Source organism: Chryseobacterium gambrini (genome assembly GCF_900156825.1).
GTDB lineage: Bacteria > Bacteroidota > Bacteroidia > Flavobacteriales > Weeksellaceae > Chryseobacterium > Chryseobacterium gambrini.
The window spans coordinates 703,097-715,069 of the sequence record NZ_FTOV01000001.1; the positions used below are offsets into that span (position 1 = coordinate 703,097).

General features: G+C 28.7%; 11 protein-coding genes and 1 pseudogene. 11 read left to right on the top strand and 1 reads right to left on the bottom strand.

Annotated features, from left to right (window positions below):
* Positions 1–176: 176 nt before the first annotated feature.
* The 9 genes from BW951_RS03225 (at position 177) to BW951_RS03265 (ending at position 9,843) form a co-directional block, all read left to right on the top strand.
* Positions 177–3,563 carry a leucine-rich repeat domain-containing protein gene (locus BW951_RS03225; protein ID WP_175608776.1) on the top strand — a complete coding sequence of 1,129 codons (3,387 nt, stop codon included), beginning with the start codon at positions 177–179 and terminating at the stop codon, positions 3,561–3,563.
* A 474-nt stretch (positions 3,564–4,037) separates the two neighbouring features.
* Positions 4,038–4,841 carry a hypothetical protein gene (locus BW951_RS03230; protein WP_076390468.1) on the top strand — a complete coding sequence of 268 codons (804 nt, stop codon included), beginning with the start codon at positions 4,038–4,040 and terminating at the stop codon, positions 4,839–4,841.
* Between the two features lie 29 nt (positions 4,842–4,870).
* On the top strand, positions 4,871–6,031 hold the full coding sequence (locus tag BW951_RS03235; protein ID WP_076390469.1) for a toll/interleukin-1 receptor domain-containing protein: 1,161 nt from the start codon (positions 4,871–4,873) through the stop codon (positions 6,029–6,031).
* Between the two features lie 7 nt (positions 6,032–6,038).
* Positions 6,039–6,704, top strand: a complete 666-nt coding sequence (locus BW951_RS03240) for an SLOG domain-containing protein (RefSeq protein ID WP_076390470.1) — start codon at positions 6,039–6,041, stop codon at positions 6,702–6,704.
* Positions 6,705–6,709: 5 nt separating this feature from the next.
* Positions 6,710–7,174, top strand: coding sequence for a TIR domain-containing protein (locus tag BW951_RS03245; protein WP_076390471.1), 465 nt, complete (start codon positions 6,710–6,712; stop codon positions 7,172–7,174).
* A gap of 4 nt (positions 7,175–7,178) precedes the next feature.
* Positions 7,179–7,787: a TIR domain-containing protein gene (locus tag BW951_RS03250; protein WP_076390472.1), complete on the top strand. Its 609-nt coding sequence runs from the start codon at positions 7,179–7,181 to the stop codon at positions 7,785–7,787.
* 1 nt (position 7,788) lies between these two features.
* A complete protein-coding gene (locus tag BW951_RS03255; RefSeq protein ID WP_076390473.1) occupies positions 7,789–8,370 on the top strand; it encodes a toll/interleukin-1 receptor domain-containing protein in 582 nt (193 codons plus the stop codon).
* 33 nt (positions 8,371–8,403) lie between these two features.
* The gene (locus BW951_RS03260; protein ID WP_076390474.1) at positions 8,404–9,090 is read left to right on the top strand and encodes a hypothetical protein; all 687 of its coding nucleotides are present in this window, start codon (positions 8,404–8,406) and stop codon (positions 9,088–9,090) included.
* Positions 9,091–9,093: 3 nt separating this feature from the next.
* A complete protein-coding gene (locus BW951_RS03265) occupies positions 9,094–9,843 on the top strand; it encodes a hypothetical protein (RefSeq protein ID WP_076390475.1) in 750 nt (249 codons plus the stop codon).
* A gap of 151 nt (positions 9,844–9,994) precedes the next feature.
* Here BW951_RS03265 and BW951_RS03270 read toward each other — a convergent pair whose 3' ends face one another.
* A complete protein-coding gene (locus BW951_RS03270) occupies positions 9,995–10,303 on the bottom strand; it encodes a helix-turn-helix domain-containing protein (protein WP_076390476.1) in 309 nt (102 codons plus the stop codon).
* Positions 10,304–10,923: 620 nt separating this feature from the next.
* Here BW951_RS03270 and BW951_RS03280 point away from each other — a divergent pair.
* Together BW951_RS03280 and BW951_RS23225 are read left to right on the top strand one after the other, a co-directional pair.
* Positions 10,924–11,337 (top strand): hypothetical protein, encoded by a 414-nt coding sequence (locus BW951_RS03280; RefSeq protein WP_139326079.1) that lies wholly within the window; start codon positions 10,924–10,926, stop codon positions 11,335–11,337.
* 143 nt (positions 11,338–11,480) lie between these two features.
* Positions 11,481–11,864, top strand: a pseudogene (locus BW951_RS23225) (TlpA family protein disulfide reductase); the annotation flags it as partial.
* Positions 11,865–11,973 lie beyond the last annotated feature (109 nt).

Consider the following 11,973-nt stretch of genomic DNA (forward strand, 5'->3'; position numbering starts at 1 on the left):
CATAATTTTAATCATAGTTTTTATAATATAAAACATGTTGTCTCTGTAGCATATAATTAATGACTTATAAGATTTTAATTTTTTTTAATATATTTGATTAATAACTAATAACCAACTTTGTATGTGATTTTTTTTCACTTATTATACTTAGAATGGTTAATACTTGTAAATCTTATATGGAAAATAGTAAACCAATCGAAATTATAAAAATTGAAAAAAAATATAATATTGTTCTTGAAGAAATTGATGATTTTCAAAGTGTTATAGAAATAGATAAATCTTACAAGCTTGATAGCGATTTTAGAATTATTGAGTTAAATTTAAATAACTGCAATATTAGCCATATTTCTGAGAATTTGTTAATAACATCTCTAAGAAAACTTTCTCTTGCTGGTAATAAAATTATAAATATAGATTTATTAAAAAAATTAAAGGAACTTGAATACCTTAATCTTAATAAAAATCAAATTAAAGATATTTCAGCCTTAGCGAATAGTGAATACTTAGATGTTTTAAATATTTCAAATAATGAAGTATATGATTTGAGTCCGTTATATGATTTATTTCTTAACAATTTTACTCTTAAAGCTTACAATAATCCTTTGATATACCCACCAAAATATATTAGGTTTGAGAATGATGATATTATAGATTGGTTCAATAATTTATGGGGAAATGCAACTAATATAATTAAAGATTGCTTATTTCACCAAAACGAAACACTGGATCTTGGCAATTTAGGACTTACGGACTTATCAAGAATTCCTTTATTATATGAATGTACACATTTGAAAAGATTAATCATTAGTAATGAATGGGCTGAATATGAAGATGAATGGATTAGAAGAACTAGTGATAATGATGGATTGCCTAATAACATATATTTTGTCCCCGAAGAAATATCTAAATTAACTAATCTTCGAGAACTAATAATTGGCGGTGATTGGAAAAGTAAAAGAAGAAAAATTTGGAATAGGTGGAGAATTCGAAATTTTTCATTATTTAGCAAAATAAAAAATCTACATCTTTTAAATCTTAGTAATAATCAAATCCATGGGAACATAAGCTTAAGTAACTTTGAAGACATTGAAATTTTACATTTGAACAATAATAGAATTACTTCGGTAAAAATTAACTCGGTTTTAGAAAATGTTGAAGAACTTTATCTTAGTAATAATCTTATTTCTGATATTTCTTTTATAAATAAATTGCCTAATATAAATACTGCAGATTTTCATTCGAATAGAATTACGACATTATTACCAATTTTAGATTTGTTGAAGTTTAAAAATGTTAGTGTTTCCAAATGGCAATTAAATACAATTAATTTAATCCAAAATCCTTTAGTTAATCCCGTTCTCGAAATTGTTGAACAGGGTACAGATTCGATTCTATCTTATTTTGAACAATATAAAGCTTCACAATATATTAATATTAAGCCATATCTCAATCGAGATATAAAACTGATTTTAGTAGGAAATAGTGATGTTGGAAAGTCAACATTGGTAGAATATTTTTTAACAAATAAATTAAACAGTAATATAGCCAGCACACATTGGATGAAAGTTCAATTTTGGATTACAAAGCATAAAGGAAAAGCCTATAATATCAGAATTTTTGATTTTGGAGGACAAGAATATTACCACGATACACACTATCTCTTCTTTACCCAACAAACTGCCTACTTACTCTTATGGAATGAAAAATCTAACAAATATGGAAAAATTCCAATAGAGCAAAAGCAAACTGATGGGACTAAAATAATTAATGATGTAGAATGTTTTCCCATAGAATATTGGTTAAATTCGATTGTTTATCATACTAAAAGTAGAAAACTTTCCATTGATGAGCAAAAAATAACGAAGATTTTAGATCAACGTGATGTTGAAATTCAAATTGGTGAAGAATGGTCAAAGAAAAATACACAAAAGATTAAAAACCCAAATGATTTAGAAAACCTTCCTAATGTATTAATTACGCAAAATAAAGTAGATAATGTAAATGATACAGGTTTTCTCAATGAATTTGATTTGCAAGAATCTTACTCAGAAATATTCGAATTTTCGTCCATATCAGTGAAATCACAAAGAGGAATAGAAAACCATAAAAATCTATTATTTGAATTATTAGATAAAATACCTTTAGTAGATAGGGAGCTCTTAGGAACTTGGGGATTTATTAAAGAGAAAATAGAAAATGGTAGACATCCAAATAAAAAAATAAGTATACTCGAATTTAAAAAATATTGTAATAAAGAAATTAAAAAACTACCTGAAATACAGGGAGTAGAAAAGCTACCTGATGGAATATTATTTAATAATATAAGCATAAAGAGCTTTGCACAATATTTAAATACTATAGGTCTAATCCTTTATTTTCCTGAAGAAGACTCCTTAAAAGAATTTGTATTTTTGAATCAAAGTGATATTATACAAGACATTTATAATGTACTTTTAAACCTAAATCATCTAAATGGAAAATTTGATGAAAACCATGTTAAGAAAGTTTTAGGAAAGTCAACATTCGATTATGATTGTGAAAATATTATAAATATTATGTGTCACTTTAAAATGATTATTAAACACCCATCAAAGGAGAAAAGTTATATCGCTCCATTATATTTGAATGCTGATCCTCCTAAAAGCATAAAATTGTTTCTAAGTACATTTCAAAAACCACTTTGTAGGTTTATATTTAATAGTTTTATTCATAAACATATAGTATTAGAGTTTTTTCAAAAATATGGTCAAGATATAATTAAAGATTCTAACAATGATGAGGCTTACTTGTACTGGAAAAATGGTATTGTTCTGAAAGATACTACAACAGATGAGATTGTTTTGGTTAGATTTTGTAATGTTGATGATAATAATTCTGAAGCATATATTGATGTTTACAGAATGGAAAAAACAGTAAATGGAAGTTTCTCTCAAGATATTATAAACTCATTAGAAAATATCTGTAATGATAAAGATGTTACGAAAACCGTGACTGTTGATGGAGTAAATTTTATCCCATTAGCTGTAATTTATAAGGCTGAAGAGGATTCGAATTGGATATTTATGTACAAGGAAAAATATTACAATTTAAAGGAATTTAAAAATTATTTAAAATCACCAATTAAAATGAAGAAAATATTTATATCCTATTCAAAAACAGATACACAATATCTTATTAAACTAGAGAATCATCTTAGTGTTTTAAAGAGAAATGGTAATATTGATACTTGGAACTGCAGACAATTAATTCCAGGAGAAAAATGGGATGGAAAAATTAAACAAGAATTAGAAGAAGCAGATATTATACTTTTTTTAGTAAGTGATGATTTCTTAGCCACTGATTACATTTGGGACATTGAGATCAAGAGAGCGATTGAAAGAGAAAATGAAAATCCAACAAAGGTAAAAGTTATTCCAATTATTGTCAGAAATTGTTTTTGGGAAGAATCTCCTTTAGGAGTATATAATACAGCACCTCCAAAAGCTCAAATATTAAGTGTAGCAACAGATATTGATACCGCGTTTAAAGAAGTTGTTGTTGGTATAAAAAATATAATACAATAATTATGAGTCTGAAGAGATAAAATTCTTTATATTTTAATTAATGAAAAATTTTGTAAACAAATTATGATACTGTTCCAAAAAGTATTGTTGAAGAGTTATGGCTTAGATTTTATAATCTGAGCCTTTTCTCAAGAAATACAAAATTACATAGCGATTTTTATTTTTTATTAGTCCTTCAATCTTCTCCTATTTACATAAAGAAATAGTTTTATTATGCTCACATGTAACAGTATTTCCTAAATACCTAATTGTACTAGAAACTTAGAATAAAACTTTTTGTGTAATTATTAAATCATATTTTTTAAATAATTTCTTAGTTTACTTAAAATAAAGACGTAAAAAAAACAAACAATACGGAAACCCGTAATCATTAAATTGTGAATTTTAATTATCTTTGAAAGATGCTTTAAAATAAGAGTTTAGGATAGAATGCGACAGATTTTTTTAAGAAAATAATAACCATAAAAACAAATAATGTACAGAGGATTTAATATTCAGTGCGCAGATTACGAAATTCAAAATAATTACTATAAAATTGGTAGTGAAATTCAGAACGCTAAAAAAGAGGAAATAAAGATAAAATTTCAAAAATACTTAATAGATAACGAAACTCTTAGTGGCAATGATATAATGAATGAATGGTTTCCAAAAAACGACTATCATATTTTTTTATCCCATTCTCACAAAGACTTAAAGTTAGCTTTAGGTATAGCGGGAGTATTAAAAGAGGTACATAATTTAAATGTTTTTGTAGACTCTAACGTTTGGTTAAATTCAAATGATCTTTTAAAAATAATTGATAATGAATTTTGTAAAAATATAGATAGCCCAACTTACAATTACGATGCAAGAAATTACAGTACATCTCATGTCCATATGATGTTGATGAATTCATTAAATTCAACAATTAATACAAGTGAAGCTCTTTTCTTTTTAAATACTCCGAATTCTATTTCAGCAAAAGAAGTTATCAGACAAGAAACATTTTCGCCTTGGATATTTGCTGAAATTGAAACCAGTAAAATAATAAATAAAATTACTCCTGAACGATTATTTAGAAAAACAAAAATGTTTAGCGATTTTGAAAAAGGTTATGTTGCTTTAAATGAATCGTCGGATAGAGAGTTGCAAATTTCTTATGAATTAGAGCTCGGTCACTTAACTGAATTGAGCTCATCCGAATTTGAAGAGTGGGTAAATAGCAAATTTATTTCACCAGAAAATGCTCTAGATAATCTATATGATTACAAAAAATTACGTAATATTTTAATTAAATAAAATCAAAAAACTAATAGAAAACTTTTAACATGAAATATAAATACCAACTAGTTCTTATTGGTGAAAATGAAGAACTATTTAAATCTCTGCAATTACAACTTCAAAAATCTTTTGATGAGCTAAAGCTGGTTGTTGATTTACTAAAAATTATCCATGAAAATAATATTGATGAATATTCGGGAGGACAACCTGCTTTTGTAATTTATGCAGGTCATAAAAATGATTTCACTGATAATCAAAAGGAAATTCTTGAAAAACAAAAGTTAGATGGTAATATAATCCTTCCTGTATTTGATAAAAGTTTTACAGATGAAATTCCAGATTTTTTATCAAATCAAAATGGTGTAACCTTTAATGATAATATTGTTAAAATAAATAATATTATTTTAGAAGGATTTGAACTTCTCCGTAAAAATAGAAAAATTTTCATCTCTTATAAAAGATCCGAATCAAGTAATATTGCTATTCAGTTGTATGAGTTTTTGGAAAAAAATAACTTTGATGTATTTATTGATACGCATTCTATTGATAAAGGAGAAGAATTTCAAGAAGAACTTTGGCATCGAATGACAGATTGTGATTTGATACTGATGTTAAATACGAAAGAATTCTTAAAAAGTGACTGGTGTAAACAAGAATTAGATAAAGCACATGTAAAAAGAATTGGAATAGTTCATTTACTATGGCCAGATTGTGATTTTGAAGATTTTGCACATTTAGCTTTTTCTCTAAAATTGAAAGATTCAAATTTTGATACACCTTTATTTTCAGATTTAACAAAGGGAAGATTGAAGAAAAATATTCTGACAGAAATTTTAAATTTGGTTGAGAGTTCAAGAGCTAGAAACCTCGCTTCAAGACAAGATGCCTTAATAACTGAGTTTACGCAGGCTGCAAAAGATAATAAGCAGGAAGTAAGTTTGCAGTATAGCAGATACATTACACAAGCATTACCAAATGGGAAGTCAAAAATATATATTCCTACGATAGGAATTCCGCAATCAATTAATTGTCATAATTCACAGAAATTAATTGAAAAAATTGAAAGTAGAAAAATAGAATCAATCACATTAATTTATGATGAGATGTCAATAAGAAATTATTGGTTAGAACACTTAGATTGGTTGAATAATTATTTAGAGATTAAAACTTTGAAGAAATTAGATTTCAATAACGAATTTTCAAAATAGAATAATAATGAAAAACATATTTTTATCAGCAAGTATTCCATTGCCAGAAAGGCATCCGAAATATTATGATTCAGCAGATATTATTGCAATTAGAGATGCTGTAATCGCTTTAGCAACTATAGCACTGGGTAAACACAGAATAATTTGGGGAGGACATCCATCAATTACTCCCTTAATTTATTATGTAATTGAAAGAATTATCCAAAATAGGTTAGATGAAAAAGAAACATACAAAATTTTAGATTCAGATAACCAAAAAGAGACTCTTTTTAAAGAACTTAAAGAGGAAATTTTTGAACATGTCAAAATTTATCAATCTTTATTTTTCAAAGATAAGTTTCCAGAGGATAACGAGAAATTTGAAAACATAAAATTTACTGAAAATAAAGGGGATATTCATAGTAGTGTCCAGTTTATGAGGGAAGAAATGTTACATAAAAACGAATTTGCTGCTGCTGTTTTTATCGGTGGGATGGATGGTATTGAGGTAGAATATAAGATGTTTATAGAAAAACATCCTGAAGCTTTAGTAATTCCAGTAGCTAGTACAGGAGCCGCTACGAAAATAGTATACGATAATCTTCCGAATGATAGTGAGATAAAAAATGAAAGATTTTTGAAAGATTACGGATACATGTCACTTTTTCAAAAATATCTAATTGATGAAATTTAATAATTATGGCAAGAAAAGTATTTTATAGTTTTCACTTCGATAATGATAATTGGCGTGCCGGTCAGGTTCGTAATATAGGAACAGTTGAAGGAGATAAACCGGTGAACGGTAATAAGTGGGAAGAAGTTAAATATAAAAGCGACGAAACGATCAAAGCGTGGATTGAAGATAATCTTAGAGATAAATCTTGTCTTGTAGTTTTGATAGGAGAGAAAACGAGTGAAAGAAAATGGGTGAATTACGAAATTAATCGTGCATGGGAACTTGGTAAAGCAGTTTGTGGTGTGTATATAGATCGGCTAAAAGATATAAATGGGAATCAGTGTAGTAAAGGTAAAAATCCTCTTTCAAGCTATATGCCTGTTTTCGAAACATCCTATTTTTCTAGCGAGTATGCTTATGATGATATAAAAAATAATATATCTGATTTAGTGGAAAGAGCCATAAAAGTTAGAAGTCAATACTCGTAATCTTATGGCAAAAAAAACTTTTATATCATACAAATACGATGAGGCACAAGAACTAAGAAATAAAATTCTTGAAAAATTAGGAGAAGATGCTAAGTATTATCGTGGAGAAACATCTAATAGTCCGGATTTATCAGACAATACTACTGAAAGAATTAAAGAATATCTAAAAGATATGATTTTCAGCACTTCTGTAACAATAGTAATTATTTCTCCTAGAATGATATTGAGTAAATGGATTGATTGGGAGATTGAATATGCATTACATAATTATAAAAGAGGTGATATAACCTCTAGATCTAATGGTGTAATTGGTGTTATCATGAATATTAATGGTTCAACAGACTGGTTGAAAATTCATTCCGTTAACACTCACGGATTGTATAAAGTACAGTTCAGAAACGAGTATTTATTTCCAATTATTTCTCAAAATCATTACAATTCAAATCCACCTTTGAAGCATTGTAATGATTGTAACACTTTTGATAGTCTTAATGGATCATATATAACAATGGTTGATGAAAACGAGTTTTTGAATTATCCTGAGTATTATATTAATAATGCGTACGATAAGAGTAAAAAACTAGCTAATTATATATTAAAGAAAGAAAGATAATATGAGCTATATTTCAGAATACCAACTAACTAATTACCGAAATAGGACAAGGACTTTTTCAGCAGATAATGTAATAAACTTAAGTAAAAGTTCATTACGGGATACTAATCGTCCAATGATATTTTTGTCTCATAAACATGATGAATTTTCTATTATGCAAGATGTTATTGCATTTTTAAAAAATGAAGGAGTTGATGTTTATGTTGATTGGATGGATTCGTCTATGCCTGCTTATACAAATGCAGAAACAGCACATAAGCTAAAAGAAAAAATAAAAGCATCAGATAAGTTTATTCTTGTTGCAACTCAAGATGCAATCAATTCAAAATGGTGTAATTGGGAGTTAGGTTTAGGGGACGCCGCTAAGTATATTAAAAATATTGCTTTGTTACCTATAAATAAAACTAACCAAAGTTTTAGAGGTTATGAGTATTTATCCATATATCCATATATCGATTTCGAAGATGGATCTGAAAAATATAATAATGGTAATTATATTCCTAAAGGTTATTATGTGAAAACTCCGATAGAAAATAATATGGTCAACTTAGTTCCCTTAAAACAATGGTTAAGAACAAAGTGACTTTCATATGTAAAAACTAACTTAAACTAAACCATGGATGACAAAATACTTAAACATTTAGAATTTGTACAAAATACAATAAATCGTATGAGTACAAATTCGTTCCTTATAAAAGGATGGGCAATAACTTTAATCGGAATAATATTTGGCTTAAATAAGCTTGAAGGAAACTATTTATTTGAATACTCAGATTATAATTTTCCTGTTGAAATCGCAATTATTATTCTTATTATTCTTTTGTTTTGGTTTACAAATGCCTATTTTCTTCAACAAGAAAGAAGATATATCTATATCTACTCTAAAACTATAGAACAATTTAATATCCCGAATAATAATCTAATTCTGGATATGAATTATAAAAACTATATCACCAATTCAAATTCTAATTTAACAGATCAGAATAGAAAAACAATAACAAAAGCAATACTGTCATTTTGTATAGTAGGAATTTTAATTTCTCTTCTAAGTTTTGAATCTATTTTTTTTAAAATAATAATTTCAACTATTTTAATTTTAGTATCCGCATTTGTAATAACTTATTTTATTTCAGTAAAATATTTATGCGAATTTTGGGCCTGCTTAGTTGGACGGACTATTGTGTCTGTTTATGGAATATTACTAATATTAGTACTATTAATAAATCACTCTATGTTCAATATGGGGATGAAAAAAAATATTGAAAACGAAAAATGTATATGTGTTATTAAAACTAATAAATAGAATATGTATATAGGATTTGAATTAAAAAAGTTTAATAAGAACTTCTTTGATTATTTTGATTATTACCTAAATATTGGAAATGAAATTTTTATAAAACATAAGAGAATAATACAAAAAACTTTAAATCAATTTGAAAAGAATGATGGAAGTTTAAACGGAGATAAAATGCAATCAAATTGGTTTCCCAAGATTAATACAGATGTTTTTCTTTGTCATTCTCATTCGGATAAAGATTTAGTTATTGCATTTGCGGGATGGTTGAAAGATAATTTTGATCTTGAAGTATTTGTAGACTCTTGTATATGGGGATATTATAAAGATTTACAAAAATTAATTGATAATAGATACAGTAAAAATCCTCAAAGGGGACTTGATTATGATAACGTATTATTTGCAGCTAGCCATGTTAATATGATGCTCAATACAGCTTTAATGCAGATGATAGATAATTGTGAATGTGTAATATTTATAAATACCCCAAATTCTGTTAAGCCAAATGAAGTTGTTAATAAGATAATTTCTCCTTGGATTTACTCGGAATTAGCTATGACAAAGCTTATAACAAAGAAAAGTTTACAATCACATAGGGTTGACTATATAAACGAAAGTAAAGTTTTTTCAGAATTGCAGATTGAATACAATTTAGATACAAAACATTTATGCGATTTATCTACTGGTGATTTATCTAGATGGGAAGGTATCAGCTTAAAGAAGTATAATGCCTTAGACTATTTATATAAAATGAAAAGTTAGCGAACTTAAAAAATAATAATCAACTAATCAAAAGGATTCTAATTTTTTTACGTGCAGCAATAAATACAATCTTTAATACGCAAGTTCTCCAAGAGTGTTCGGAGCGCTATACGACGCAATTGGTAAGTAATAAAAAAATCCTAACTATTAGTTAGGATTTTCTTCTGTTATGATTTTTAAACTCTTTTTGCAATTGCATTATTTCAAGTTCAAGCTTTTTATAATCAGTCGTATTCAGTTTTGTAAATACAAACAATATATCAATTTTGAAAAAATTGCAGAATTTAACAATACTTTCTACTGTAGGATTTGTTTCTGCTCTCTCAATTCTACCTACCTGATTACTTGAAAGATTAATCTCATTTCCAAGTTGCAATTGCGAAAGTTTATTCTTTAGCCTATAAAATTGGAAGATTTTTCCAATTTGAAATTTTAAGTCATCTACTTCCCATATATACATTTAGTAAATTTTGGGCTTTCTTAGATTTTTCATAAACACATATATGTGTTATTGTTGTTTTTTTTACTATATTTGTAAAATAGGTTACAGAAAATGTAACTTTGCGATACTTCAGCGAATAATAGAAGCTATTGCTTAGAATCTTGGTTTTGAAAACTGGCACTTTTTAGGGAAACAAGAGGATAAGTATTAAGCTCACGACCTAGGCGTGAGCTCTCTTATCTGTTTCCAAGGTATGCCAGTACCCCAAACCGGATATTGTAGAGTTCCACGCCGTTTTATTTCCTATGCAGTCCGCTATCTCTACAATTCTCTAAGCTGCTTTTACAAAATACAGTATCAGATTAAGACAGATACAATGGCAGCGCAACCATTACGGCTTTACAGCTTTCGCGGGACACAATTTTCATTCATATTAATTTTTGGCTTGTATGGGCAGGGAGCTTTGTATGAAAGATTTCCAACGCTTCTTCCTATGCGGTCATAAAACCTAACAAAAACGATTGAAAAATAAAAGGATAGACTTTGAAGCCCGGTTTTGGTCCGGCAGCAGGAAACATTCCGGGGTAAAACTTATTGAATCCTTCTTCCATTTTAACGACCTGGTCACTGCCAAACAGATGCTCAACAACATTATGGTCTACGCCGGGAAAAAGAAGATGTCGATCAATGAGGATTCTTCCGCGATCTTCCACTTTCATCAGGTCTTGCGATCTTTTGTACGAGCCTGCTATGCAATCAGGATGAAGGATTTGACTAGGGAAATGAATACTAATCCGGAAAAAAATTTTCCACTGATCCAGGCTTCTCTTTCGGATAAAGAGTATCTAAATCCGACTTTGGTATTTAAAAACGCTTTTGCAGAATATAGCATCAAGGATTTCGACTACTATATAGCTATTGCAGTCTATTTCTCAATGGGAGTCTTCAAAAATGCTGAGGAAAGCAGCCTTATCAGCCCTTACATCCATCTTACCAAAATGCTGGATGCGGCACATCTTATACTCGAAAGAAGAATCCAAAAGAATCAATAACCATTAAAAGTAAACTCAGAGAATGGAAAACAGTACTTAAAAATATCCCCACCACAATAAAAAAGCCCTTTCCGCAAAAGTTTGGCGACCAAACGGAAAGAGCATAATCAGTTTTAATAATTATTAAAAACCTATTCAAAAGTATGAAAAATATCTTTTGCAGGGGAATCCTATGCCTTGTTATAGTGGTGTATGGATATACCTCTGCACAGAATAAGCCCCTGAAAAAAGGCAACACCGTTCCGGAAAGTTTCTATACAAAACGATTTGAGGCTGTTAACACCTCACAGAATTCCATCAGCTTTTCAAAAGACAGAAATAAACTCATCCTCATCGACTTCTGGGCGACTTGGTGCAGCAGCTGCCTGGCCAACTTTCCGAAAATGGAAGCCCTACAACAGCAGTTCGCTGACCGGATCTCCATTGTAGCCGTTACCGACCAAAACCGGACTGTGCTGGAAAAATTCTTTTCCTCAGCCAATGGAAAGCGCTATGTCGGGATGTCTTCTGTAACAGGTGATCAATTCCTCCACCAGCTTTTCCCACACAAAGGCGTGCCTTATATAGTATGGATCAAAGATGGCAAGGTACTCAACACCACCGATGCCGAACAGGTGACGGAAAAAACCATCAGCG

Bases quoted from the DNA above. Each gene is read 5' to 3' on its own strand.
- BW951_RS03245 (WP_076390471.1), top strand. From the start codon at position 6,710: ATGGCAAGAAAAGTATTTTATAGTTTTCACTTCGATAATGATAATTGG.
- BW951_RS03235 (WP_076390469.1), top strand. From the start codon at position 4,871: ATGAAATATAAATACCAACTAGTTCTTATTGGTGAAAATGAAGAACTA.
- BW951_RS03260 (WP_076390474.1), top strand. From the start codon at position 8,404: ATGGATGACAAAATACTTAAACATTTAGAATTTGTACAAAATACAATA.
- BW951_RS03280 (WP_139326079.1), top strand. From the start codon at position 10,924: ATGCTCAACAACATTATGGTCTACGCCGGGAAAAAGAAGATGTCGATC.
- BW951_RS03255 (WP_076390473.1), top strand. From the start codon at position 7,789: ATGAGCTATATTTCAGAATACCAACTAACTAATTACCGAAATAGGACA.
- BW951_RS03230 (WP_076390468.1), top strand. From the start codon at position 4,038: ATGTACAGAGGATTTAATATTCAGTGCGCAGATTACGAAATTCAAAAT.
- BW951_RS03270 (WP_076390476.1), bottom strand. From the start codon at position 10,303: ATGTATATATGGGAAGTAGATGACTTAAAATTTCAAATTGGAAAAATC.
- BW951_RS03225 (WP_175608776.1), top strand. From the start codon at position 177: ATGGAAAATAGTAAACCAATCGAAATTATAAAAATTGAAAAAAAATAT.
- BW951_RS03250 (WP_076390472.1), top strand. From the start codon at position 7,179: ATGGCAAAAAAAACTTTTATATCATACAAATACGATGAGGCACAAGAA.
- BW951_RS03240 (WP_076390470.1), top strand. From the start codon at position 6,039: ATGAAAAACATATTTTTATCAGCAAGTATTCCATTGCCAGAAAGGCAT.
- BW951_RS03265 (WP_076390475.1), top strand. From the start codon at position 9,094: ATGTATATAGGATTTGAATTAAAAAAGTTTAATAAGAACTTCTTTGAT.